Origin of the sequence: Pseudomonas alliivorans, from assembly GCF_017826695.1 — a bacterium.
Classification (GTDB): domain Bacteria; phylum Pseudomonadota; class Gammaproteobacteria; order Pseudomonadales; family Pseudomonadaceae; genus Aquipseudomonas; species Aquipseudomonas alliivorans.
The window spans coordinates 397,072-420,948 of record NZ_JAFFZW010000001.1; the positions used below are offsets into that span (position 1 = coordinate 397,072).

Annotated in this window: 22 protein-coding genes; 7 read left to right on the forward strand and 15 right to left on the reverse strand. The window is 58.9% G+C overall.

Going from position 1 to position 23,877, the window contains the following annotated elements; translation table 11 throughout:
• Window positions 1-57: 57 nt before the first annotated feature.
• Window positions 58-2,139: a carboxy terminal-processing peptidase gene (locus JTJ32_RS01875; RefSeq protein ID WP_180274422.1), complete on the reverse strand. Its 2,082-nt coding sequence runs from the start codon at window positions 2,137-2,139 to the stop codon at window positions 58-60.
• Window positions 2,140-2,276: 137 nt separating this feature from the next.
• Here JTJ32_RS01875 and JTJ32_RS01880 point away from each other — a divergent pair, with 137 nt between their 5' ends.
• Complete coding sequence (locus JTJ32_RS01880; protein WP_210040554.1) at window positions 2,277-3,239, forward strand: NAD(P)H-quinone oxidoreductase; 963 nt, start codon at window positions 2,277-2,279, stop codon at window positions 3,237-3,239.
• A gap of 163 nt (window positions 3,240-3,402) precedes the next feature.
• Here the strand turns inward: JTJ32_RS01880 and JTJ32_RS01885 are convergent, their stop codons facing one another.
• The 6 genes from JTJ32_RS01885 to JTJ32_RS01910 form a co-directional block, all read right to left on the reverse strand.
• On the reverse strand, window positions 3,403-4,056 hold the full coding sequence (locus JTJ32_RS01885) for an HAD family hydrolase (RefSeq protein WP_210040556.1): 654 nt from the start codon (window positions 4,054-4,056) through the stop codon (window positions 3,403-3,405).
• A 27-nt stretch (window positions 4,057-4,083) separates the two neighbouring features.
• Complete coding sequence (locus JTJ32_RS01890) at window positions 4,084-5,073, reverse strand: ABC transporter ATP-binding protein (RefSeq protein WP_184319135.1); 990 nt, start codon at window positions 5,071-5,073, stop codon at window positions 4,084-4,086.
• Between the two features lies 1 nt (window position 5,074).
• Window positions 5,075-5,872 (reverse strand): ABC transporter permease, encoded by a 798-nt coding sequence (locus JTJ32_RS01895; RefSeq protein ID WP_099229915.1) that lies wholly within the window; start codon window positions 5,870-5,872, stop codon window positions 5,075-5,077.
• Window positions 5,859-6,701 carry an ABC transporter permease gene (locus tag JTJ32_RS01900; RefSeq protein WP_210040558.1) on the reverse strand — a complete coding sequence of 281 codons (843 nt, stop codon included), beginning with the start codon at window positions 6,699-6,701 and terminating at the stop codon, window positions 5,859-5,861. Before JTJ32_RS01900 ends, JTJ32_RS01895 begins: the two co-directional genes overlap by 14 nt.
• Window positions 6,698-7,504 (reverse strand): alkaline phosphatase family protein, encoded by an 807-nt coding sequence (locus JTJ32_RS01905; protein WP_210040560.1) that lies wholly within the window; start codon window positions 7,502-7,504, stop codon window positions 6,698-6,700. Before JTJ32_RS01905 ends, JTJ32_RS01900 begins: the two co-directional genes overlap by 4 nt.
• 99 nt (window positions 7,505-7,603) lie before the next feature.
• Window positions 7,604-8,671 (reverse strand): ABC transporter substrate-binding protein, encoded by a 1,068-nt coding sequence (locus tag JTJ32_RS01910; RefSeq protein WP_099229919.1) that lies wholly within the window; start codon window positions 8,669-8,671, stop codon window positions 7,604-7,606.
• A 356-nt stretch (window positions 8,672-9,027) separates the two neighbouring features.
• On the opposite strand from JTJ32_RS01910, the gene JTJ32_RS01915 reads away from it, so the two are divergent.
• Window positions 9,028-9,747, forward strand: a complete 720-nt coding sequence (locus JTJ32_RS01915; protein ID WP_099229921.1) for a UTRA domain-containing protein — start codon at window positions 9,028-9,030, stop codon at window positions 9,745-9,747.
• Window positions 9,748-9,803: 56 nt separating this feature from the next.
• Here the strand turns inward: JTJ32_RS01915 and JTJ32_RS01920 are convergent, their stop codons facing one another.
• The 5 genes from JTJ32_RS01920 to minC form a co-directional block, all read right to left on the reverse strand.
• Window positions 9,804-11,093: a M18 family aminopeptidase gene (locus tag JTJ32_RS01920; protein WP_099229922.1), complete on the reverse strand. Its 1,290-nt coding sequence runs from the start codon at window positions 11,091-11,093 to the stop codon at window positions 9,804-9,806.
• A gap of 234 nt (window positions 11,094-11,327) precedes the next feature.
• On the reverse strand, window positions 11,328-11,963 hold the full coding sequence (locus JTJ32_RS01925) for an RluA family pseudouridine synthase (protein WP_210040562.1): 636 nt from the start codon (window positions 11,961-11,963) through the stop codon (window positions 11,328-11,330).
• 90 nt (window positions 11,964-12,053) lie between these two features.
• Window positions 12,054-12,308 (reverse strand): cell division topological specificity factor MinE, encoded by a 255-nt coding sequence (gene minE, locus JTJ32_RS01930; RefSeq protein ID WP_099229927.1) that lies wholly within the window; start codon window positions 12,306-12,308, stop codon window positions 12,054-12,056.
• Window positions 12,308-13,120 carry a septum site-determining protein MinD gene (gene minD / locus JTJ32_RS01935; protein WP_099229929.1) on the reverse strand — a complete coding sequence of 271 codons (813 nt, stop codon included), beginning with the start codon at window positions 13,118-13,120 and terminating at the stop codon, window positions 12,308-12,310. The genes minE and minD overlap by 1 nt, the downstream gene beginning before the upstream one ends.
• A 231-nt stretch (window positions 13,121-13,351) precedes the next feature.
• Window positions 13,352-14,092, reverse strand: a complete 741-nt coding sequence (minC, locus tag JTJ32_RS01940; RefSeq protein WP_099230083.1) for a septum site-determining protein MinC — start codon at window positions 14,090-14,092, stop codon at window positions 13,352-13,354.
• 120 nt (window positions 14,093-14,212) lie between these two features.
• Between minC and JTJ32_RS01945 the strand changes: the two genes are divergently transcribed.
• Together JTJ32_RS01945 and JTJ32_RS01950 are read left to right on the forward strand one after the other, a co-directional pair.
• Window positions 14,213-15,145 carry a lipid A biosynthesis lauroyl acyltransferase gene (locus tag JTJ32_RS01945; protein ID WP_210040564.1) on the forward strand — a complete coding sequence of 311 codons (933 nt, stop codon included), beginning with the start codon at window positions 14,213-14,215 and terminating at the stop codon, window positions 15,143-15,145.
• A gap of 32 nt (window positions 15,146-15,177) precedes the next feature.
• Window positions 15,178-16,362: a patatin-like phospholipase family protein gene (locus JTJ32_RS01950; RefSeq protein ID WP_210040566.1), complete on the forward strand. Its 1,185-nt coding sequence runs from the start codon at window positions 15,178-15,180 to the stop codon at window positions 16,360-16,362.
• Between the two features lie 117 nt (window positions 16,363-16,479).
• Here the strand turns inward: JTJ32_RS01950 and JTJ32_RS01955 are convergent, their stop codons facing one another.
• From JTJ32_RS01955 to JTJ32_RS01965, 3 genes are all read right to left on the reverse strand, one after another.
• Entirely contained in the window at window positions 16,480-17,334 is an 855-nt protein-coding gene (locus tag JTJ32_RS01955) for a pirin family protein (RefSeq protein WP_184319157.1), read from the reverse strand.
• A 216-nt stretch (window positions 17,335-17,550) separates the two neighbouring features.
• Complete coding sequence (locus JTJ32_RS01960) at window positions 17,551-18,363, reverse strand: MlaA family lipoprotein (RefSeq protein WP_099229936.1); 813 nt, start codon at window positions 18,361-18,363, stop codon at window positions 17,551-17,553.
• Window positions 18,356-19,654, reverse strand: coding sequence for a serine/threonine protein kinase (locus JTJ32_RS01965; protein WP_099229938.1), 1,299 nt, complete (start codon window positions 19,652-19,654; stop codon window positions 18,356-18,358). The genes JTJ32_RS01960 and JTJ32_RS01965 overlap by 8 nt, the downstream gene beginning before the upstream one ends.
• Window positions 19,655-20,772: 1,118 nt before the next feature.
• On the opposite strand from JTJ32_RS01965, the gene JTJ32_RS01970 reads away from it, so the two are divergent.
• From JTJ32_RS01970 to JTJ32_RS01980, 3 genes are all read left to right on the forward strand, one after another.
• Complete coding sequence (locus JTJ32_RS01970; RefSeq protein ID WP_184319160.1) at window positions 20,773-21,627, forward strand: glycine betaine ABC transporter substrate-binding protein; 855 nt, start codon at window positions 20,773-20,775, stop codon at window positions 21,625-21,627.
• Window positions 21,628-21,861: 234 nt separating this feature from the next.
• Window positions 21,862-22,173, forward strand: coding sequence for a DUF485 domain-containing protein (locus JTJ32_RS01975; protein WP_004879410.1), 312 nt, complete (start codon window positions 21,862-21,864; stop codon window positions 22,171-22,173).
• Entirely contained in the window at window positions 22,170-23,828 is a 1,659-nt protein-coding gene (locus JTJ32_RS01980; protein WP_099229941.1) for a cation acetate symporter, read from the forward strand. The genes JTJ32_RS01975 and JTJ32_RS01980 overlap by 4 nt, the downstream gene beginning before the upstream one ends.
• The last annotated feature ends 49 nt before the right edge of the window (window positions 23,829-23,877 follow it).

A 23,877-nucleotide genomic window follows, 5' to 3' on the forward strand; every position in this document is an offset into this window, starting at 1 on the left:
CTTCATGACTGTTTGATGACCATTGCTGCTAATTGGCCATCAACCGTCATCTGCGGCTTATTTCTTGGCAACCGAAGCGCTCAGGCCGAGGTAATCGATCAGAATGCGACCGGTCTCGGACAGGTAGGCGTCGTCTTCCGGCTTGGTCTTCTCGTCTTCCACAGGAAGCGCGTCTTCGTCTTCTTTCTTCAGTTCCTTGAGCGGTTCTTCACCCTTGGCCTTGCGACGGGTGTTTTCCAGCGCGAGCTGTTTGCTCTCGATGGACGCATGCTCGGCGCGACGGTCGGCTTCGTTGAGACTGACGGTCTTCTCGTTCATGAGCTTCTTGGCCAAAGCCAGACGGTCCTCGATGAACACGAATTCGGCATCCTTCGCGGAGCGGGACTCATGACGTGCCTGAAGTTGCGCCAGGAACGGCTTGAACGGATCGATGGCAGGCTTGATCGCCGGTTTGATGCTGTCCCAAGGCATGGCTTCAGGCAGTGCGCTCTCGCCGATTTCCTTGGTGTCGATCAGTGACGGGTAGGTGATGTCCGGCACGACGCCCTGATGCTGGGTGCTCTGCCCGGAAACCCGGTAGAACTTGGCCAGTGTCAGTTTCAACTCGCCATGGTTGAGCGGTTGAATGGTTTGCACGGTGCCCTTGCCGAAGGTCTGTCCGCCAATCACCAGCGCGCGATGGTAGTCCTGCATGGCGCCCGCGAAAATTTCCGACGCCGACGCAGACAGGCGGTTGACCAGCAGCGCCATCGGGCCTTTGTAGAACGCGCCCTTGGCTTCGTCTTCCAGAACATCGACCTTGCCGTCGGCGTTACGCACCAGCACGGTCGGGCCACGGTCGATGAACAGGCTGGTCAGCTCGGTGGCTTCCTGCAGCGAGCCACCACCGTTGTTGCGCAGATCCAGCACCACGCCATCGACCTTCTCGGCCTGCAGCTCGGTCAGCAGTTTCTTCACGTCACGGGTGGTGCTCTTGTATTCCGGATCACCGGCACGGTAGGCCTTGAAATCCAGATAGAAGGCAGGAATGTCGATGACACCCAGTTTGTAGTCCTTGCCATCCTGCTTGATGTTCAGGATCGACTTCTTCGCCGCCTGTTCTTCAAGCTTCACCGCTTCACGGGTGATGGCCACGATCTTGGTGGTCTGGTCGTTCGGCGCGTTGCTCGCCGGAATGATTTCCAGGCGGACCACGGAGCCTTTCGGACCACGGATCAGCTTGACCACTTCATCCAGACGCCAGCCAATGACGTCGACCATTTCCTTGTCGCCCTGAGCGACCGAAACGATCTTGTCGGCCGGCGCGACCTGTTTGGTCTTGGCCGCAGGGCCTGCCGGTACCAGACGCACGATCTTCACGTTGTCGTTGTCGCTCTGCAGCACGGCCCCGATGCCTTCCAGCGACAGGCTCATGTTGATGTCGAAGTTCTCCGCGCTGTCTGGCGACAGGTAGTTGGTGTGCGGATCGTAGGACATGGCGAAGGTGTTGATGTACGCCTGGAAGATGTCTTCGGCGCGGGTCTGACCCAGACGCGCCAGCTGGTTCTTGTAGCGCTTGGTCAGGGTTTCCTGGATTTTCGCCGGATCCTTGCCTGCAATCTTCAGACGCAGAACCTCATCCTTGACGCGTTTGCGCCACAGGTCGTCGAGTTCGGCGGTGTCCTTGGGCCATGCGGCGTCCTTGCGGTCCACCAGCAGGGTTTCCTTGGTATTGAGGTCGATCTTGTCGACACCCTTGGCCAGTTCTGCAAGCGCAAAGTCCAGACGCGCCTTGATGCGGTCCAGATAGCGCTTGTAAATAGTGAACCCCGGGTTCAGGTCGCCACTCTTAAGGAAGTCGTCGAACTGGAACTGCCATTTGTCGAATTCGGCAATGTCGCTGGCCAGGAAATAGCTGCGCGACGGATCCAGCTGCTTGATGTAGCTCTGGTAGATGATCGCTGAACGTTTGTCGTCCAGTGGCGGCTTGCTGTAATGATGTCGCTTGAGCAGCTCAACCACATTGAGGCTGGCAACCACTTCGTCGCGGTCCGGCTGAAGATTATCCCAGCTGTTGGCGGCAAAAGTGCTGGCGGACATCGGCAATACGCTGAGGCCGACAAACAGGGCAAGGGCGGTGCTAGGAAATAGTTGCTTCATGCTGATTCGACGCGAGGACAATTGATAACGCATATTAGGCCGTCTTTGAGGTCGCCGGTTCCTTTGAACCCGGCCGCATAATGCAAAAGCCCGGGCAAACAGCCACGGGCTCAGTCTGGACTCACTATGGAGGCACTGTGAAGGCATTGCAAGGCGTGGAAGGACATGTGGAATGGGTCGAAGAGCCAAGTCCGGCTCTCGATGTGGGGCAGGTTCGCATCAAAGTCGCTGCGGCGGGTTTGAATCGGGCCGATCTGTTGCAGCGCGCGGGCAAGTATCCGCCGCCGCCGGGTGTCACCACGGTCCTGGGGCTGGAGTGCTCCGGGGTCATTGCCGAGGTCGGTCCGGGTACGTCCTGGCTGGTGGGAGACCGCGTCTGCGCGCTGTTGGCGGGCGGGGCGATGGCCGAGGAAGTGGTGGTCGATGCGCGTCATGTGCTGCCGGTACCGGAAGGTCTGTCGCTGCACGAAGCCGCCGCGATCCCCGAGGTTTACGCCACGGCCTGGCTGAACCTGTTTCAGCTCGCGGGTCTCAAGCCTGGCGAAAAAGTGCTGCTGCACGCGGGCGCAAGTGGCGTTGGTTCAGCCGGTATTCAGCTTTGCAAGGCGTTCGGCAGCCCGGTCTGGGTGAGTGTCGGCTCGGCCGAGCGGCTGGCGTATTGCGTCGAACTGGGTGCACAGGGCGGCGTGGTCCGCAGCGAAAGCCTGGAGGGTCTGAGCGACTTTGCACCTTTCGACGTCATTCTCGATCCGGTTGGCGGCAATTACGCCGAACTGAACGTCAAGCTGCTCGGGCTGGACAGTCGCTGGGTGCTGATCGGCACGATGGGCGGGCGTGAAGCGCAGGTGGATCTGGCGCATGTGCTGGGCAAGCGTATCCACTTGATGGGTTCGACCCTGCGCAGCCGTGATGACACCTTCAAGGCCGATCTGCTGCGTGATCTGGGGCAGTTTGTCTGGCCGTTGTTCACGGAAGGTCGCCTGAAGCCGCAACTGGCCAAGACCTTTGCGATCAACGACGCAGAGGCCGCGTTCGAAGAGTTGGCGACCAATCAGGTGTCCGGCAAGATCGTGCTGGTGATCGACGAAAGTCTGAAGTGATGACCGCGGCCCTTAGGGCCGCGAGTCGGGAAACACCTGACGATGAGAGGCGGCTTGCCGGCGATGGCATACGATCAGTCTCTGAACGTATCGACTGAAAAAAAGCATCGCCGGCAAGCGGCCCCCCACAACGGGTTGGTGTTTTTCAGCGGGCTTGAAATCTTCAGGTCCAGCTGTGCACCGGCCATCCGGCCTTCTGTGCATGTTCGAGCAGCACGGGATCAGGATTGACCACATTGGGGTGATCAACCTTGAGCAGCAACGGCAGATCGTTGCGCGAATCCGAATAGAAACTCGCCCCTTCCAGATTTTCCCCTTCGGCATCCAGCCATTCCATCAGGCGGGTGATCTTGCCTTCGCGATAGGTCATTACACCGACCGTGCCACCGCTGTAGACGCCGTGTTGCACCTCCAGGTCGATACCCAGCACTTCGTCGATGCCCAGGCGTTCGGCAATCGGCTTGACCAGATGCACGCCCGACGCAGAGATCACCAGAATCCGGTCACCCCTGGCGCGATGCCGGGCGATGCACTTGCAGGCGTCACTGTAGATGATCGGCTCGATCACGTCTTCCACCCACGGACCGACCAGATGATCGATTTCTTCCGGCGTGCGACCTGCCATCGGTTCAAGGCTGAATGCCATGTAGTCTTCCATCGCCAGCTCCCCGGCGCTGTAGGCGGCCATCAGCTCGTCATTACGCTGCATGAAGGAAGCCGGATCGACCCAGCCGAGGCGGCCCATCTGCTCGCTCCACAGGGTGGCGCAGTCGCCGCCGATCAGGGTTTCGTCCAGGTCGAAAATTGCTAAAGCCATTGCGTACATCCTTAAATCATTCGTCGGTCAAGCCACCGGGCACAGCGCCGAAGGCTCGATATTCAACGTCACTCGACGGCCGTCAGGGTGCAGATCATCCGCGCTGCGGTTGAGTACGTCGACCACCAATTCCACTCCGCGCGCTTGCACGCGGTAGCGAATGACGTTGCCCAGCAGGCTGTGACTGCGTACCTCGCCTTCCAGTTCGCCGGTGAGGCTCAGTTGAATGGATTCAGGGCGAATTGCGATGCGGCTATTGATCGGGCGCTGCATCAGACGGCTGGCGTCGTCGGCTTCCAGCAGGTTGTAGTTGCCGATGAAGCCTGCGGCAAACACGTCGACCGGCGCGGTGTAAAGGGTTTCAGCATCGCCGCTCTGCACGATGCGGCCCTGGTTCATCAGGAAAATGCGGTCCGACATGGTCAGCGCTTCTTCCTGATCGTGTGTCACGAAAATAGTGGTCAGGCCGAGTTCGCGCTGGATCGCGCGGATCTGTTCACGCAGGTGCTTGCGAATTCGCGCATCCAGCGCCGACAGCGGTTCATCCAGCAACAGCAGGCGCGGGCGCGTCACCAGCGAGCGGGCCAGGGCCACACGCTGGCACTGGCCGCCGGACATCTGATGCGGGTAGCGCTTGGCGTAATCCTGCAGTTCAACCAGCTTGAGAATCTCGGCGACCCGCTTCTGGCTTTCGTCAGGGCTGACCTTTTGCATGCGCAGGCCGAAGGCAACGTTCTGCTCCACGGTCATATTGGGAAACAGCGCGTAGCTCTGAAACACCATGCCGATGTTGCGCTTCTGCGGGGTCAGCGGCACCAGATCCTGGCCGTCGAGCAGGATGCTGCCACTGTTGACCGACGTCAGGCCCGCGATGCAGCGCAGCAAGGTGGACTTGCCACAGCCGGAAGGGCCGAGCAGGGTGACGAACTCGCCCTTTTCGATGGCGCAGTTGATGTCGCTGAACACCGCCGTGCTGGCGTAGCTCTTCTGCAGGTTTTCAATGCTGACAAAACTCATTTCAGTCTTTGTCCTTGTTCAGTCGATTGGCGGCCCAGGTCAGCACCAGCACGAAGAGGAAGTAGGAAATCACCAGCGCGCTGTTGAAGTGGCCACTGCTGTTGCGCATGTTGTTCAGGTAGACCTGCAGGGTTTCGTAACGCGTGCCGACCAGCAGGTTGGCGAACACGAACTCACCGAACAGGAAGGAAAACGACAGCAGCAGGGCGATCATCAGGCCCTTGCGCAGGTTCGGCAGCACCACGATGAACGCCGCCTGCCAGGTGCTGGCGCCCAGCAGTTGCGCACTGTCCATCAGGTCCGTCAGGTTGATGGCCTGCAGGTTGTTGGTGATGGCGCGGTACATGAACGGCAAGGCGACGGTGAAGTAGCAGCCGATCAGAATCCACGGCGTACCGACCATCGCCATCGGGCCTGAACCATACAACTGCAACAGGCCTACCGACGACACCACGGGCGGCACCGCGAAGGGCAGCAGGATCAGGATGTTCATCAGCCCGTCCAGGCGCGGAAAGTGGTAATGCACCACGAACAGCAGCGGCAGAATCAGCACCACCGACAGAACCAGCGCACCGATGCAGACCAGCAGCGACTGGCCAAAAGCAGCCAGGAAACGCGGGTCGCTCCACAGCGCCACGTACCATTTGAAGGTCAGTCCGCTGGGCAGAATGGTCGCCGACCAACTGGTCGATATCGAATACAGAAAGGTGCCCGCCAAGGGCAGCAGCAGAGTCAGGAACAGCAGGCACACCACGGTTTTGTGGTAGACGCCGGCAGGCCCTTTTTCAACGCGCGACATGGTAGCTCCTTTTCAACAGCCACTGTTGGATCACCGTCACCAGGGTCATGAGGCCTACCAGAATCATCGCCAGCGCACTGGCCATGTTCGGGTCGAGCGTGATGTCGCCTGCCACCATGGCGGCGATGCGGATCGGCAATACGTTGAAGTTGCCGGTGGTCAGTGCGTAGACCGTGGCATAGGCGCCCAGCGCATTGGCCAGCAGGATGACGAAGGTGCCCAGCAGGGCAGGCGTCAGCACTGGCAGGCCGATGTAGCGCCAGAACTGGAAGCTGCTGGCGCCCAGCAGGGCGGCGGACTCGTTCCAGTCTTCGCGCACGGCATCGAATGCCGGATACAGCAGCAGGACGCCGAGCGGAATCTGGAAGTAGGTATAGAGAATGATCAACCCGGTCTTGGAGTACAGGTTGAAGTCATCGATGATCCCGGCGTCCTTGAGGATCAGGGTCAGTGCGCCGTTGAAGCCCAGCAGGATGATGAAGGCGAACGCCAGCGGAACGCCGGCGAAGTTGCTGGTCATGTTGGCGAACGAATTGACGAAGTCCCGCAGTCGCGAGTCGACCTTGCGCAGTGAATAGGCACCGAGAATCGAAATCAGAATGCCGAACAGGCTCGACCAGAAACTGATCTCCAGGCTGAACTGCATGGCCTGGCGATAGAAGCGCGAATTGAACGCCTTGCTGAAGTTCTCCAGGCCCCAGCCGCTGTCGCTCTGCACGCTGTGGATTGCCACCCAGAACAGCGGGGCGATCTGAAACACGATGAAGAACAGTGCAAACGGCACCAGGCACAACAGCGCCAGCCATTTGCCTCGGGTAAAGGTGGTCAATTGAGGATCTCCCGGCACACGGGTTTGTCGTGGGGCACGCCGAGCAGTTCGCAGATCGTGCCGCACAGATCGGTCTGGCGCGGCCTGGCGTCCGGGTCGAGGCTGAATGCCTCGCCCAGCACAAACAAAGGCACTTCGCGTTCCTCGGGCAGCAGACCGTTGTGCGAGCGGTCGTTGTTCATGCCGTGGTCAGCGGTGATCAGTACCTGATAGTCCGCGTCCAGCCAGCCTTGCAGGTAGTCGGCCAGAATGATGTCGGCGCTGCGCGCGCTGTTGCGGTACTGCGGGGTGTCGAGGCCGTGCTTGTGACCGGCGTCGTCAATGTTCATCGGATGGATCAACAGAAAGTCCGGTTCATGTTTCAGGCGCAGGCTTTCGGCATCGGCGAACAGATGCGAATCCGGATAATGGTCGGCCCAGTAGAACAGCCCGTGCTGAATCGGCAATTCCGGCGTATCGGTGTGGCGATCGCGTGCGGCGTCGAACGGCGTGCGGTTGTACAGTTCGCTGAACCAGTGGTAGGCCGCAGCCGCGGTGCTCAGTCCGGCGTCGCGGGCATAGTGAAACACGCTGCGTTCACGGGACAGGCGCGACACGTTGTTGTGCACGATGCCGCTTTCGATGGGCACAACACCGGTCAGAATGCATTCGTAGAGTGGACGTGACAGCGCGGGCAGTTCGCATTCCAGCCTGTACAACGCTGCGCGTCCTGCGGCGTGCCAGGCCTGAAGATGGCCCATTGCATGCCGTGCCACTTCGTAATTGAGGCCGTCGAGCACGATGAGGATGACCTTGTGTTTCATGGGCAACTCGCTTGGGTGCGGATATGGCATGACCCGGCACGGGCGAGGAGGGCTCGCCCGTGCATGAAGTACGACATCATCCTTGAGTCGCGCAGAGCGTCAGTTCATCTCGATGATGACTTGCTCATTCCACTTCTGAGGCAGTGACTTGGAGGTGTTTTCCCAGGCTTCTGCGTTCTTGATCGGCGTGACGTTCTTGTACTGCTCGTTTGGCAGCAGCTTGGCTTTCACGTCTTCAGGCAGGGTGATGTGCTCGGCACGAATCGGACGTGCGTTGCCCTTGGCCAGCTGGATCTGGCCCGCGTCGCTGAACACGTACTCACGCGCCAGTTTGGCGGCATTCGGGTGTTTGGCGTACTTGTTGATGATGGTGGTGTAGCCGGAGATCACCGAGCCGTCCGATGGGATCAGCACCACGTAATCATCAGGTTTGGTCATCTTGGCGCGGTAGTTCAGGCCGTTGAAGTCCCAGACGACGCCCACTTCGACTTCACCCTTTTCGATGGTCTGGATGGTCGGGTTGGCCAGTGACAGGCGCTTCTGTTTTGCCAGCTCGGTGAACAGTTGCAGGCCCGGTTCGATGTTGGTCTCGTCGCCTTTCATGGCGAAGGCTGCAGCCAGTACGCCGTTGGACGCCTGAGCAGCGGAACTCACGTCACCGATGGACACCTTGTATTTGCCGGTTTTCAGGTCAGCCCAGGTTTTCGGGATTTCGGATCCGTGCAGCAGGTTCTTGTTGACGATGAACGCAATGGTGCCGGTGTAGGCCAATGCCCAGTGACCTTCCTTGTCCTTGGCCCAGTCCGGAATCTGGTTCCAGGTGCTTGGCTTGTAAGGCTGGGTGACGCCCTTGGCAACCGCGATGGGGCCGAAGGCTGCGCCCACGTCACCGATATCGCCGCTGGCATTGTCTTTTTCCGCATCGAACTTGGCCACTTCCTGCGCCGAACTCATGTCGGTGTCGGTGTGCTTGAGACCGTATTTGGCTTCCAGATCGGTCCAGATGCCGCCCCAGTTCGCCCAGTCATCCGGCATGCCGAGGCTGTTGATGGCGCCTTCAGCTTTGGCTGCGGCTTCCAGGGTCTTGAGGTCTGTGTCCGCAGCCATGACTGATGCGCTCATGGCGATGGCCGAGCCGAGGAGTGATGCCAACAAAAGATGTTTCATTCGAAGCTCCTAGTGCACTTCTTTACCGGAAGTGTTCGTTGCGGATAGTTTGGTCTAGATCAGCAATACCTGAGCCAAGTTAGGCCTGTTGCATGACATTTTCGTGTCGGGCCGCATGGTTGATTCCATATCGCCTGCATTCGGGCAGTGCCTGGCGCTAAGCGTAGACCAGACTCAAGTGCCTGTTGCGCAAGGGCTTGAGGGCTGTCTGGGCGTGGATTGGCATGGATCCTGTAGCAGCGTGTCACAGGACGGTCACAGACCCGGCCTAGGCTTGCTGCAACACGGCTGATGACAACGGCAGGGGTAGAAGCGTGCCCCGTGACAGGGCTGGTCTAGTCCAGACAGGTAGTTGAATGCGCGAAGATGTGCCACGAGCGGTAACAACCATTTGCAATGCCCTGCAGGAGCAGATCGAGCACGGCCTGTTGCCGCCCGGCAGCAAGCTGCCGGCCGAGCGCAAGCTCAGTGAAGTGTTCGACACCACGCGTATTACCTTGCGTGAGGCGCTTGTCCAGCTGGAGGCCCTTGGGCTGGTGTATCGCGAGGAACGTCGTGGCTGGTTCATCTCGCCACCGCGTCTGGCCTATGACCTGATTCGTCGCAGTCACTTTCACGCGATGGTCTCGGCGCAGGGGCGAGTGGCGCAGACTCAGGTTCTGTCAGCACGCCTTCAACCGGCCTCGGCAATGATCTGCGCCATGCTGGAGTTGCCTGCGTTGTCCAGTGTCATTCAGATCTGCCGCGCAAGGCGCATCGATCAGCGGCTGGTGCTTTACGTCGAGCATTACCTCAAGCCTGAGTTCTTTCCGGGGATTCTGGAATTCGACATGGAGCAATCACTGACCGAGCTGTACGCCCGTCAGTACGACCTGCGTTATGGTCAGGTGCGTTTCGAAATGGTGCCTACCGCGTTGCACGTCGAAGCCGCAGCGGCCTTGAAAGTGTCGGTCGGCAGTCCGGGTTTGCGCATTGCGCGGATCAATTACGACCAGCAGGCCCGTCTGATCGATTGCGATCTGGAGTACTGGCGTCACGATGCCATTCACGTGAGCGCGATGGTGCGGGATATCTGAGGGCGTGAAGCCTGTCGTTCGCGGGCCGCCGAAGCCCGCGAACGTCATGCGCAGTGTTACGGCAGCTCGTGGCTGGCGTAGAAGGCAGTGAGTACCTTGACCAGATGCGCCAGGTCATGGCTGCCCGCCAGCTCCCGGATCGAGTGCATGGCGAACGTCGGCAGGCCAATGTCGACGGTGCGGATACCCAGATGGCTGGCGGTGATCGGCCCGATGGTCGAACCGCAGGCCATGTCGCTACGAACCACGAAGCTCTGCACCGGCACTTCTTCGGCCATGCACAGATGGCGGAAGAAACCGGCAGTTTCGCTGTTGGTTGCATAACGCTGGTTGCTGTTGACCTTGATCACGGGGCCGGCGTTGAGCTTCGGACCGTGGTTGGCGTCGTGCTTGTCGGCATAGTTGGGGTGGATACCGTGGGCGTTATCAGCCGAGATCAGAAGTGATTTCTGGATGGTACGCACATAGTCTTCGCTGCTTGGCAGCAGGCGCTGGACGATCTGTTCCAGCATCGCGCCGTCCGCACCGCAAGCGGAAGACGAGCCGACCTCTTCATGGTCAGTACACACCAGCAGGGCGGTTTCGTCGCTGTCACTATTGAGCAACGCGTGCAGCCCGGCGAAACAGGACAACAGGTTGTCCAGACGCGCACCGGCCAGGAAGTCGCCGTTCAGGCCGACCACGGCAGCGCTCTGGGTGTCGTAAAAGCTCAACTCGTAATCCAGCACGACGTCGGCGTTCAGGCCGTGTTCGCGCGCCAGTTGGTCGGTCAGCAAGGCGCGGAAGTCCGCACGTTCGTCACCGGCCACTTGCGCCAGAATCGGTGGCAGCTCGTTCTGCGGATTGATTGCCCAGCCTTCGTTGGCGGTCCGGTTCAAGTGGATCGCCAGGTTGGGAATGATCGCAATCGGCAGCTTGAAGTCGATCAGTTGGCTTTCGACCTTACCGTCACGACGGAACGTGACGCGGCCGGCCAGCGACAGGTCGCGGTCGAACCACGGGGCCAGCAGTGCGCCGCCGTAGACCTCGACACCCAGTTGCCAGAAACCCTGACGTTGCAGTTCGGGCTGCGGCTTGACCCTCAGGCACGGACTGTCGGTGTGTGCGCCGACCATGCGGATACCGCCGGTCAGTGGCGACTGGCGACCCATGCGAAAGGCGACGATGGAGGAGTCATTGCGCGTAACGTAATAACGCCCGCCGGTCTCGATGGACCAGGTATCGCGCTCATCAAGACGCTGAAAACCGGCAGCTTCAAGGTGTTGTACGAGGGTGGCGGTGGCATGGAACGGTGTAGGAGAGGCCTTGAGGAAATCGATCAGGCTTTTATTCAACTCTTCGCGCATAACTAGCTCCAGACAGCAATGGCGCGAGTTTACCGCATTGGTCATGAACTCTGTACGTGGGAAACGCCGCTATCGCTCGCATTCACACCAGATTGTGGCAAGTCCCCTTCCACAGTCAGGTGGGTGCTGCGCGACAGCGCTGCGTAGAAAGGGGGTGAGGCCTCCCGTAAAGACCGCTTTTGATTCGGGAAGCCGAGTGTTTGACAGGTCAGCACATCTCTACGGTCGCTTTCGTCAAAACGGCGCCGGGCACTCGAACTTCAGCCGCTCACCGCTTGCCGGGTGTGTGAAACTCAGCATGCTGGCATGCAGGCAAAGACGCGGATAGGCCGCCAGTGCCTCGGGATGTGCATACAGGCCGTCGCCCAGCAGCGGATGCCCGATGGACAGCATGTGCACACGCAACTGGTGCGAGCGACCGGTGATCGGGGTCAGCTCGACACGGCAGTGCGTTTCGTAGCGTTCGATGATCTTCCAGAAGGTCAGGGCGTGCTTGCCCGCCTCGTGGTCCACCACGTGACGCGGTTTGGTCGGCGGATCGTAGCGTAAAGGCAGATCGATACTGCCGCTGTTCAGCGCAGGCTGGCCCCAGCACAGCGCGGTGTAGGCCTTTTCGGTTTCGCGATCGTGAAACTGACGCGACAGCTCGCGATGGGTGTCGGCATCGCGTGCCAACAGGATGATTCCCGAGGTTTCCCAGTCCAGTCGATGGACAATGCGGGCTTCGGGATAGCCGTTTTCCTGCAGGCGGGTAATCAGGCAATCCTTGTTGTCGTCGGCACGACCAGGAACGGAAAGCAGCAGGGTAGGCTTATCGATCACCAGAACGGCTGCGTCCTGATGAATGATGCGGATGTTCGACAACGGCATGCAACGGCCTCGAAACGCGAGAAACGCCAACGGCGGTAAAGGCGCTACCTCTTGATGAGGACGCCGATACCGCCGCAAGCGGCTGCCTGATCAGCGATCGGGCAGAGTGATATTGAGTTCCAGAATCGAACAACTGCCCTGGTTTTCCAGAGCGACCTGTACCTGATCGGACTCGATATTGACGTATTTGCGGATCACTTCCACCAGCTCTTTCTGCAGTGCAGGAAGGTAGTCAGGTGTACTGCGTTGGCCACGCTCGTGCGCAACGATGATCTGCAGACGCTCTTTCGCTACCGAGGCCGTGGTTTCTTTTTTGCGGTCACGAAAGAAGTCAAAAATGTTCATTAATTGCTCCCGAACAGGCGTTCAAACAATCCTTTCTTCTTCAGATCCAGGAACCGGTGCTCCACCGTTTTACCCAGCAGGCGGTCAACGGCGTCGCTGTACGCCTGGCCCGCATCGCTCTGGTCGTCGAGAATCACGGGTACGCCCTGGTTGGAAGCCTTGAGCACAGCCTGAGACTCGGGAATGACGCCCAACAGCGTGACCGCGAGGATCTCCTTCACGTCTTCAACGCCAAGCATCTCGCCCTTGCTGACACGTTCAGGGTTGTAGCGCGTCAGCAGCAGGTGCTCCTTGATCGGGTCTTCGCCGTTTTCGGCGCGACGGGACTTGCTGGCCAGCAGGCCCAGCATGCGATCGGAGTCGCGCACCGACGACACTTCAGGGTTGGTCACGACGATCGCTTCGTCGGCGAAGTACATCGCCAGGTGTGCACCTGTTTCAATACCTGCAGGCGAATCGCAGACGATGTATTCGAACGACTCCTTGAGTTCCATCAGTACTCGTTCGACGCCTTCCTTGGTCAATGCTTCCTTGTCACGTGTCTGGCTGGCTGCAAGTACGAACAGACCTTCGATCTTCTTGTCCTTGATCAGCGCCTGCTGCAGATTGGCCTCGCCATTGACCACGTTGACGAAGTCGTAAACGACGCGACGTTCGCAGCCCATGATCAGGTCGAGGTTACGCAGGCCGACGTCGAAGTCGACAATGACAGTCTTGTGGCCGCGCATTGCGAGGCCTGTACCGATAGCGGCGCTGGTGGTGGTCTTGCCCACACCACCCTTGCCGGATGTAACAACGAGAATCTTGGCCAAGGTGAATCACCCCTAGAGGAAAAGGACTTTTGGTCCCTGAAGAGCATCCCTTGAAGCGGCGTTAGTCGAAGAATCAAGGAAATCTTGTGGCCTGGTCCTGGAAAGAGAGCTAGACGCGACTACTTTCGACCCATTTACCGGCTGAAGAGCAGTGCTCTCCAGGATTTCCTACAACCTTTACTACGTTTTCGCGACGAATCAGGGACACTTTGAAAATTGCGGCAGTATCCGTTAAAGCCGAATGATGTTCAACACGTCACCGGACAGGCTGACCTGGACCGGCGAGCCCCAAAGCGGGTCCCTGCGCAGGTCCTCGGACACCTTGTACTGCCCGGCGATTGAAATAAGCTCGGCGCTCAACTGCTGGCAGAAAATCCGGGCCTTGGTATCACCCTTGATACCCGCCAGTGCTCTACCGCGCATTGGGCCGTACACATGGATGTTTCCATCGGCCAGAAGTTCCGCACCGGGACTGACCGGCGCCACCACCACCAGATCGCCACCCTGGGCATAAATCTGCTGACCACCACGCACCGGCGCGGTGATTATGCGGGTTGGCTTGATGGTCGGCTCGGGCGGTTTTTCCGGAATTTTTTTCGGCGCTTCGACTTCGACAGGATCCAGCACGCGCTCACGCGCGCCGGACGGCGGCAGCACCGGCAGGTCGACCGCGATGGCGGCGGCGATGTCTTCGATGCGGTTGGCACGGATCGCCAGGGTCCGCAAACCGTGCTGGCGGCAGATGCGCACCAGGCCCGGCAGGTCCACCGAGCCCTCATTGGGCGCCAGCTTGTCCAGAGCCAGGATCAGCGGTGTGTTGCTGAAGAAGTTGGGTGCCTGCGCGACCTTGGCCGCCAGTTGCCGGTCAAGTGCTTCAAGATTGGTTCGGGTCAGCTCCATCACTGTGATGGCAAGCATGCTGCCCTTGAGCTGAAATACAGGTTCCGGGTTTTGCGATTCAATCTGGCTCATGGTTGGCTTACACAACAGCTTGTCGCTAAAAGTGCCGAGACTTATAACGAGAACGCCCGCAGGCCGCAAGCCGGTCGAACCGATGTAGAATGCGCGGCCTTTGTTCTGACGGAAGCCCAAATGGATCGCCCGCGCTTTAATGCCCGTTTCCTTCACCCTCGTTTCTGGCTGCTATGGCTGGGGCTGGGGCTTCTCTGGCTGGTCGTGCAACTGCCGTTTCGTGTGCTGCTGGTCATCGGTCGGTTGCTGGGCGCGGTCATGTACCGGGTTGCCACTGATCGAAAATATATTGCCTCGCGCAATCTGGAGCTTTGTTTTCCTCAAATGTCCGCCGCCGAACGCAAGCGATTGCTCAAGGAAAACTTCGCTTCCACCGGCATCGCCTTCTTCGAGATGGCCATGAGCTGGTGGTGGTCCAGACAGAGACTGGCCAGGCTTGCCCATATCGAAGGGCTGGAGCATCTGCAGAACGCGCAACAGAAAGGCGAGGGCGTGATTCTGATGGCCCTGCATTTCACGACCCTTGAGATCGGCGCTGCACTGCTCGGTCAGCAGCACACCATCGACGGCATGTACCGCGAACACCGCAACCCCTTGTTCGACTTCGTCCAGCGTCGCGGGCGTGAGCGTCACAATCTGGATTCGCTGGCGGTCGAGCGTGAAGATGTGCGTGGCATGCTCAAACTGCTGCGCGCGGGCCGGGCGATCTGGTACGCGCCGGATCAGGATTACGGCGCCAGGCAGAGCGTGTTCGTGCCGCTGTTCGGCATCCAGGCCGCGACTGTGACGGCGACCAGCAAGTTCGCCAGGCTGGGCCGCGCTCGGGTCGTGCCGTTCACTCAACAACGTCTGGCGGACGGCAGCGGCTATCGGCTGGTGATTCATCCACCGATGCAGAATTTTCCGGGCGAGAGCGACGAAGCCGATTGCCTGCGGATCAATCAATGGGTAGAAGGTGCTATCACTGAATGTCCATCGCAATATCTTTGGGCCCATCGACGTTTCAAAAGTCGACCCGCCGGTGAACCGAAGCTATACAGGAAGCATAAATAAAAAGCGTCGTTGATCACCGAGGTCAGTTGTAGATGCCAGAATCCGCCGTAGCGACACCTGCTGCACACGATGTCGAGCCTGTCACCGGGCTCATTCTTTCAGGCGGCGGCGCACGAGCCGCCTATCAGGTCGGCGTTCTGGCAGGCATAGCCGACCTGCTGCCTCCCGGTTCACCCAATCCCTTTCCCGTCATCGTCGGCACGTCGGCCGGCGCGATCAATGCCGTGAAGCTGGCCAGCGGCGCGTTGCACTTTCGCATCGCTATCCATCAACTGACCGAGTTCTGGCAGTCGTTTCGCAGCCATCAGGTGCTGCGCAGCGACTGGCCGGGAGTGATTCGTCAGGCTGGGCGATTCTTCGGGCGCAGCATGACCGGCCTCGGGCGCAATATTCCGGTTGCGCTGCTCAACAGCTCGCCTTTGCGTGATCTGCTCACCGAACGGCTGGACCTGGACGGTATCGACGCTGCCATTGAGGCGCATCACTTGCGTGCGGTGGCGGTCACCGCATTTGGTTATGAGTCCGGACAGGCCGTCACGTTCTATCAGGGGCGTGGCACTATCGAGCCCTGGCTGCGTCACCGGCGGATTGGCAAGCCCACTCGGTTGACAGTCGAGCACCTGCTTGCCAGCTCGGCCATTCCGCTGCTGTTCGCGCCGATCAAGCTGGAAGATGAATACTTCGGCGATGGTGCCGTGCGTCAGTCGGCGCCCATCAGTCCGGCGCTTCATCTGGGCGCCAATCGCGTACTGGTGGTCGGTGTCAGCGGCAACCCGCATGGCCTGCATGCCAAAAAGCTGGCTCCGCGCCCCACCAGTGGTGCACAACCCAGCATGGCGCAGATCAGCGGCCACATGCTCAACAGCACCTTCATCGACAACCTGGAAAGCGACATCGAACTGCTTGAGCGGTTGAACATGGCCAGCTCGCTGATAAAGGACGAGCAGGCCCGGAGTCAGCCGGGACTGGCGCCGGTGGAAGTGCTGGTGATTTCCCCAAGCCAGCCCCTGGACGAAATCGCCGCCCGTCACCGCCGCGAGCTGCCGCCTGCCTTGAGAACCTTCCTGCGCGGCCCGGGAGCGACCAAAACCAGTGGCGCCAGCGTCTTGAGTTATCTGCTGTTCGAATCGGGTTATTGCAGCGAACTGATCGAACTGGGACGGCATGATGCGATGGCCCAAGGTGCGGAATTGAAGCGGTTTCTGCGATTGCCGTGAGAGGGCCCGCGGCGGGTCGGGCGTCTGCCGTGGAACCATCAACACCCGGTTCTGGTGTCATCCCGCTTTCGTGTACAGCGCAGCCACGCTTCGCTGTACACGAGGAGGCAACCTGCATCACGCCGTCAGACGGTCATCCCGGAAGTCGCGCAGTGCCTGTTCGATTTCCTCACGGGTGTTCATCACGAACGGCCCGTATTGCACGATCGGCTCGCGCAACGGTTTACCGGCAATCAGCAACACCCGTGCACCGTTGGCGCTCCTGATCCGCAACTCACCTTCATCGCCCAGCCGCACCATACGGCTGGCGCTGATGGACTGTGCGCAACCTTCGACCTCGAGACTGCCTTCGTACACATACAGCAGCGCACGATGGCCCTGCGGGATGCGCGGGCTGATATGGCTGTCTGCCGGCATGTGGAAATCGAAGTACAACGGCTCGGTATCAGGACGCTGTACGGCACCGACCTGTTGAATCCGGCCGTCGTCGAACTGACCGGCGATCAGCACTACGTCGACGCCTTCCTGCGTGGTCAGGCGCGGAATGTTTTCCGGCTGGATGTCCTGATAACTGGCATCGGCCAGCTTTGTCTTGCCGGGCAGGTTCAGCCACAGCTGAAAACCGCGCATCACGCCTTCTTCCTGCTCGGGCATCTCGCTGTGAATGATCCCGCGCGCAGCAGTCATCCACTGCACGCCACCGCCTTGCAACAGGCCGACGTTACCCATGTGGTCTTCGTGGCGCATGCGGCCTTCGAGCATGTAGGTCACGGTTTCAAAGCCGCGGTGCGGGTGTGGCGGGAAGCCTGCGATGTAATCGTCGGGCTTGTCCGAACCAAACTCGTCGAGCATCAGAAAAGGATCGAACTGCTCCACACCCTGACCACCAAATACCCGGGTCAGGCGTACACCGGCACCATCCGACGTGGGTTGACCCGCCTGGATCGCCAGTACTTTACGAAACTGAGTCATGAAAAAAGGCACTCCTGTCAGGTAACAATGAACCCATGGTATGCCTGTTCTATCGATGAATGGGTTTGAATAGTGGGGCGGATTGATCGAATTGGTCGATGTTAATGACGGCTTGAAGTCATCAACGATCAGGGTGGCACGGCCGCGTATGGCGAGCGCCCAAACAAAAACGGCCAGCCCGATCGCTCGGGCTGGCCGTTTTTCCACAGGCTTCGCTTATTCGGCGATCTGCAGTTTGCGCGACTCGGTGTAGACGTAACGCACTTTCTCGTACTCGAAAGGCGAATTCAGCTGACCGTAACGAAAGCTGGTCACATAACGTCTGTCGATGGCACGCAACAGCATGATTTCCGGATGGTCGCTGCTGACGTCGGCCACGTTGAGGAAGTTGATCTGCATCTCGGCGGCGAAGTCGAATACCAGGCCGCCGGTGTCACGCAGGTTGGACGGGCCGAACAGTGGAAGCACCAGGTACGGGCCTGCCGGCACGCCATAGAAACCCAGCGTCTGACCGAAGTCTTCGCTCTGGCGTGGCAGGCCCATCATGGTGGCCGGATCCCACAGGCCGGCGATACCGATGGTGGTGTTGAGCAGCAGGCGTCCGGTGGTTTCCAGCGAACGCTGGCCCTTGAACTGGAACAGGCTGTTCAGCAGGTTGGGCACGTCGCCCAGGTTGCTGAAGAAGTTGCTCACACCACTGCGCACGAAACCAGGCGTGATATAGCGATAGCCGTTCACGACCGGCAAAAACACCCACTCGTCGAAACGATAGTTGAAGTGATAGACCCGGCGGTTCCAGGACTCCAGCGGGTCGTAGACTTCCAGTGCGTTGATGGAGGCGCGCTCGAACTCGCGCTGATCAAGGCCCGGGTTGAACTGCAGGGACTTGAGCGGCTGAGTGAAGCCATCCGCATCTACCTGGCGAAGAACGGTTGCCGGGTGTTCGGCCTTGTTGCTGGTGACCGCATCAGCGGCCTGAACCGTACCGGCGCAGAGCAGGGCGGCAAGGAGTAAAAGACGTTTAGCCACGGAAGAACTCCAGCATGGCGTCGCTGTTGACGCGGTAATTGATGTTGCCGCAATGGCCGCCGTACGGATAAACGGTCAGGCGATCGCCAAAAGTTTTGCGCAGGAAGCCCAGATCACCTGAACCCAGGATCACGTCGTCCGCGTTGTGCATGACCGAAATCTTGCTGCTGCCGTGCAGGTAATCCTTCAGCGCATACAGGCTGACCTGGTCGACCAGTTGCAGCAGGCTGCCGCCATCGGTGCGGGCACGCCACATCGGGATGACCTGTTCGGTCAGGTAGCAGTCAAAATCGCACTGCAGGGCGCGCTTGAGAAACGGCGTCAGGCTGGTGCCTTCAGTGATGGGGAATTTGGGTGGCGTGATCAGACCGCGGCGGTTGATCAGGTCGGATGTGAACGCGATGTCGGCCGACGAGAAGCGGAACGAGGTGCCGATCAGCATTGCCATCTGTTCGTTGGTCAGGTGCTGTTTGGATTGCTGGAAGTCGAACAGCAGCGCGTCGTTCAGGTCGATGTAACCTTTCTGACGGAAGTAGCGCGTCAACTTGGCCAGTACCAGTTCGTAGAACGTGGTGGTGTTATTGATGCCCTTGACGTTGGTCTGTACCAGTTTGTCGAGGTTGCTGATCGAGGTGTACAGGTTGACCGGCGGGTTGAGCAGCAGCACTTTCTTGAAGTTGAAGCTGCGACGGGTTTCATCCAGCTGGCTGACGAACGCGGCGTTCAGCGCCCCGAGGCTGTAGCCGGTCAGGTAATAGTCTGTCACTGGAAGTTGCGCCTGTTGCGCACGGATGGCCTGCATCACGCGATACAGGTCCTCGGCGTCATCCTTGGAGATACCAGGCGTTGCGAAGCGTGAAGCCGAACTCATGAAGTCGTAGCTCGTGGGCGACGACAGCTGAACGACATGATAACCCGCGCCGTAATACAGTTTTTTCAGGAATTCATTGATCGTACTGTTGTAAGGCGCGCCAGTGCCGGCGATCAGGAATATCAGCGGTGCAGCATGGTCCTGTTTGGCCAGTCGATAGTGAAGCTTTTTAACGGCCCAGAAGTTGTCGGGCAGGGTGAACTCGCGTTCAGGGTGCAGGTTGAGCGTGTACACATCCTGATCGATGTCTTCGTCATCGGGCAGGTCGGGACGCAAGTCAGGCGGTGTTGTAGCAATGGTCGCTTCGAACGGATTAGTCAGCGGATAGCCATAAGTGGCGGGGTCGACATTCGTCGCCAGAGCGGACGCACTTAAACACAGGCCACCAATAACGGTAGCGAAGCGCAGAAAACGGAGCATGACTAAATCCCTTGGGAAAGAAGTGCTGATGAGGTACGCAGGCTATGACAACTGGCGTAATGCCAAAGTGCCGCATTGCGGGTGCGAACCTTGTAAACCTGACGGAACAATACACGGTCTGTGGATTTTGCAATGCAGATCTGTGCTTTTTTTTCGATCAAGTCGAATTTGATTCATGTCCGGCGTGCCGACGCCCTGTTTCAGGAGGCAGACTGACCTGTCAGAAGGGGTTTGAGGGCCTTGGCGGACAAAGATTCGACGACCCGGAAAATAAATCCCGACTACCAGAAAGCACAAAGGAGAGCCGGGGCTCTCCTTCTAACGTGTTTCACGTGCTCTTCTTATTGTTATAGGCGGTCTGTTGTTGTTTTTGGTGACCTGACCTTTACCGCGTTTCAGTGCGACCCCCATCCGGGGTCAAGAGCAAACGTATTTTTTTGAGCGCTGACTCACTTTAACCCTCTGTCTGCACAACATCGGGGTCCAACCGGTTCTGGCGCTACCTGAGGGTAGTTTTATTGTTCTCTGTCCGATTGCGGGGCCTCGCCAGGCGAAGTCCCTGTAAAGCTGATCCACTCCAAAAAAATCTGTTAGCTGCGTCTCTGTCCGTGTTGTTCTTGTTATGTCAGAGCCGTTACGTCTTGTTTTTATTGGTGTGCTGCACATTTTTTGTTTTTGTTGTACGAGAGATAGCAGGTGCCGTGCCAACTTTTTAAAGTGTATTAAAAACAAGGACTTGCCTTGATCCCCTTCAAATCGCTTCAGTGTCTTTTTGCGGTAATGTTTCCGTGTTACCCGAAAAGGGTTCCAGAAAGGAGTCTCCGGTAACACATCTTGTTTCTGCCCGGTGCGAGCCCCATCAGGGCGTTTTTCGGAACGTGTTGTCGCTGATGGCTGTGTGATGTCGTTTCCCGTTGTCCCGGTGTCGCAGGCAGAGCATGCCGGATTGCGGCGCAAGCCGATGATCAGTGTGGCGTTACGGTGCGTGTCGTTGCGCGCAGGAGCGGTCAAGACGTGCAGGTCGCAGCTCGCCCCGAATTCGGGTGGGCATGCGGTCATGAAAAACAACGTTAACCCTGCTCGACAACCGTCGGTGCAGGACTTCCGGGGAAGTGACGATGAAGATGCGAAAAATCCTGGGGGCGGGTGCCGCACTGGTACTTGCTGTCAGCTCCACGCTGGCCCTTGCTGAAACCAAAACGCTGACCATTGGCTATGTAGAGGGCTGGTCCGACAGCGTAGCCACGACCTTCGTGGCCTCTGAAGTGCTCAAACAGAAGCTCGGTTATGACGTGAAACTGCAATCTGTTGCGGCCGGGATCATGTGGCAGGCGGTGGCCACCGACAAGCTCGACATGATCCTGTCCGCCTGGCTGCCGACCACCCATGGTGAGTATTACACCAAGTACAAGGATCAGGTCGTCAACTACGGCCCCAACTTCAAGGACGCCAAAATCGGTCTGATCGTGCCGGAATACGTGAAGGCCAAGAGCATTGAAGACCTCAAGACCGATGAGTCTTTCAAGAAGAAGATCACCGGTATCGATGCGGGCTCGGGCGTGATGATCAAGACTGATCAGGCTATCAAGGACTATGGGCTTGACGGTTACAAGCTGCAGGCCAGTTCTGGCGCGGGCATGATTTCCGCGTTGACCCGGGCCGAAGAGCGCAAGGAGTCGATTGCCGTGACCGGCTGGGTGCCACACTGGATGTTCGCCAAGTGGAAACTGCGATTCCTCGAAGACCCGAAGGGCGTTTACGGTGCGGCTGAAACCGTCGACAACGTGGCGAGCCTGGGCCTTGAGAAAAAAGCGCCGGACGTTGTGGCCTTCCTGAAAAAATTCCAGTGGGCGTCCAAGGACGAAATTGGCGAAGTGATGCTGGCCATTCAGGATGGCGCCAAGCCTGAAGCGGCTGCCAGGGATTGGGTCGCCAAACACCCGGATCGTGTCGCTGCCTGGACCGGCAAGTAACCGCAAGGCCTCTGTTTCAATGCTTTCAAGGCCGTCTGACGTTCTCGTCAGACGGCCTTTTGTTTACCTGCGATAACGTTTTCAAGCGAGTTGAGCGTGTTTGCCTGCAGATTGGGTGCAGCGTCACGAATCTACGACTAATGTCGTTCTAATACTAAGGTCGTCTGGAGTGCGCGCCGGAGCTGACTAAAGTGGAATACGTGACATCTCATCTGTGCTGCGAGGACAAAAACAATGAACGACAGCATTTACCTCTCGATTCAAAACAGCCCGCGATTCAAGGAGCTGGTTTCCAAGAGGGAGCGTTTCGCCTGGATTCTCTCGGCGATCATGCTTGGGCTCTATGCCGCATTCATCCTGATGATTGCGTACGGGCCACATATCCTGGGTGCCAAACTGAGCGCGACCTCTTCTATTACGTGGGGAATGCCGATCGGGGTTGGCCTGATTGTCTCGGCATTCGTCCTGACAGCCATCTACGTGCGCCGTGCCAACGGTGAGTTCGACGACCTGAACAATGCGATTCTCAAGGAGGCTCAGCAATGATTCGTCGTCTATCCCTGGCCATCGGCCTGTCCATCTGTGCGCCGGCCCTCATGGCGGCAGATGCCCTCACCGGCGCGGTACAGAAACAACCCCTGAACGTCTCGGCGATCGTGATGTTTCTGGCGTTCGTGGGCTTTACGCTCTACATCACCTACTGGGCCTCGAAGAAAAACAAGACTGCGTCGGACTACTACTCGGCAGGCGGCAAGATCACCGGTTTTCAGAACGGTCTGGCCATCGCGGGCGACTACATGTCGGCGGCGTCCTTTCTGGGTATTTCCGCACTGGTGTACACCTCCGGTTACGACGGCCTGATCTACTCGATCGGGTTTCTGGTGGGCTGGCCGATCATTCTGTTCCTGATCGCCGAGCGCCTGCGTAACCTGGGCAAATACACTTTTGCCGACGTTGCTTCCTACCGCCTCAAGCAGAAAGAGATTCGTACCCTGTCGGCCTGCGGTTCGCTGGTCGTGGTTGCGTTCTACCTGATTGCCCAGATGGTCGGTGCCGGCAAGCTGATCCAGCTGCTGTTCGGTCTGGATTACACCGTGGCCGTGGTGCTGGTCGGTATCCTGATGTGCCTTTACGTACTGTTTGGCGGCATGCTGGCCACCACTTGGGTACAGATCATCAAGGCGGTGATGCTGCTGTCCGGTGCCTCGTTCATGGCACTGATGGTGATGAAGCACGTCAATTTCGACTTCAACGTGCTGTTCTCCGAGGCCATCAAGGTTCACCCCAAAGGTGAAGCAATCATGAGCCCTGGCGGTCTGGTGAAGGATCCGATCTCTGCGTTCTCGCTGGGTCTGGCCCTGATGTTCGGTACCGCAGGTCTGCCTCACATCCTGATGCGCTTCTTCACCGTGAGCGATGCCAAGGAAGCCCGTAAATCAGTGCTCTACGCCACCGGTTTCATCGGCTACTTCTACATCCTGACCTTTATCATCGGTTTTGGCGCGATCCTGCTGGTCAGCACCAACCCCATGTTCAAGGACGCGGCGGGTGCGTTGTTGGGCGGTAATAACATGGCGGCGGTTCACCTCGCCGACGCAGTGGGCGGCAGTCTGTTCCTGGGCTTCATCTCGGCGGTTGCGTTTGCCACCATTCTGGCGGTGGTTGCCGGTCTGACCCTTGCCGGTGCCTCGGCGGTGTCTCATGACCTGTATGCCAGCGTGATCAAGGCAGGCAAGGCCAACGAGAAGGACGAGATTCGCATCTCGAAGATCACCACCATCGCTCTGGCGGTCGTGGCCATCCTGTTGGGTATCGCCTTCGAAAGCCAGAACATCGCGTTCATGGTTGGCCTGGCGTTCTCGGTCGCAGCGAGCTGCAACTTCCCGATCCTGCTGCTTTCCATGTACTGGAAAAATCTGACCACCCGCGGCGCCATGATCGGCGGCTGGATGGGGCTGGTCAGTGCGGTCGTGCTGATGGTGCTGGGTCCTACCATCTGGGTGCAGATCCTGCACAACCCGAAAGCCATTTTCCCTTACGAGTACCCGGCGCTGTTCTCCATCGCCATCGCATTCGTGGGCATCTGGTTCTTCTCCATCACCGACAAGTCGAAAGCGGCAGAGGGCGAGCGCGCCTTGTTCTTCCCGCAGTTCGTACGTTCGCAGACTGGCCTGGGTGCCAGCGGTGCGGTGTCACACTAAGCGGTACGCCTCATGAAAAAGCAGCCCTCGGGCTGCTTTTTTTTGCGCA

Excerpts from the sequence above, each read along its gene's own strand:
- minE (WP_099229927.1), bottom strand. The coding sequence starts at position 12,308 with ATGAACATTTTTGACTTCTTTCGTGACCGCAAAAAAGAAACCACGGCC.
- JTJ32_RS01875 (WP_180274422.1), bottom strand. The coding sequence starts at position 2,139 with ATGAAGCAACTATTTCCTAGCACCGCCCTTGCCCTGTTTGTCGGCCTC.
- JTJ32_RS01895 (WP_099229915.1), bottom strand. The coding sequence starts at position 5,872 with ATGTCGCGCGTTGAAAAAGGGCCTGCCGGCGTCTACCACAAAACCGTG.
- JTJ32_RS01955 (WP_184319157.1), bottom strand. The coding sequence starts at position 17,334 with ATGACTCAGTTTCGTAAAGTACTGGCGATCCAGGCGGGTCAACCCACG.
- JTJ32_RS01950 (WP_210040566.1), top strand. The coding sequence starts at position 15,178 with ATGCCAGAATCCGCCGTAGCGACACCTGCTGCACACGATGTCGAGCCT.
- JTJ32_RS01910 (WP_099229919.1), bottom strand. The coding sequence starts at position 8,671 with ATGAAACATCTTTTGTTGGCATCACTCCTCGGCTCGGCCATCGCCATG.
- minC (WP_099230083.1), bottom strand. The coding sequence starts at position 14,092 with ATGAGCCAGATTGAATCGCAAAACCCGGAACCTGTATTTCAGCTCAAG.
- JTJ32_RS01945 (WP_210040564.1), top strand. The coding sequence starts at position 14,213 with ATGGATCGCCCGCGCTTTAATGCCCGTTTCCTTCACCCTCGTTTCTGG.
- JTJ32_RS01965 (WP_099229938.1), bottom strand. The coding sequence starts at position 19,654 with ATGCTCCGTTTTCTGCGCTTCGCTACCGTTATTGGTGGCCTGTGTTTA.
- JTJ32_RS01905 (WP_210040560.1), bottom strand. The coding sequence starts at position 7,504 with ATGAAACACAAGGTCATCCTCATCGTGCTCGACGGCCTCAATTACGAA.
- JTJ32_RS01925 (WP_210040562.1), bottom strand. The coding sequence starts at position 11,963 with ATGCCGTTGTCGAACATCCGCATCATTCATCAGGACGCAGCCGTTCTG.
- JTJ32_RS01920 (WP_099229922.1), bottom strand. The coding sequence starts at position 11,093 with ATGCGCGAAGAGTTGAATAAAAGCCTGATCGATTTCCTCAAGGCCTCT.
- JTJ32_RS01980 (WP_099229941.1), top strand. The coding sequence starts at position 22,170 with ATGATTCGTCGTCTATCCCTGGCCATCGGCCTGTCCATCTGTGCGCCG.
- JTJ32_RS01970 (WP_184319160.1), top strand. The coding sequence starts at position 20,773 with ATGAAGATGCGAAAAATCCTGGGGGCGGGTGCCGCACTGGTACTTGCT.
- JTJ32_RS01885 (WP_210040556.1), bottom strand. The coding sequence starts at position 4,056 with ATGGCTTTAGCAATTTTCGACCTGGACGAAACCCTGATCGGCGGCGAC.
- JTJ32_RS01890 (WP_184319135.1), bottom strand. The coding sequence starts at position 5,073 with ATGAGTTTTGTCAGCATTGAAAACCTGCAGAAGAGCTACGCCAGCACG.
- JTJ32_RS01975 (WP_004879410.1), top strand. The coding sequence starts at position 21,862 with ATGAACGACAGCATTTACCTCTCGATTCAAAACAGCCCGCGATTCAAG.
- JTJ32_RS01915 (WP_099229921.1), top strand. The coding sequence starts at position 9,028 with ATGCGCGAAGATGTGCCACGAGCGGTAACAACCATTTGCAATGCCCTG.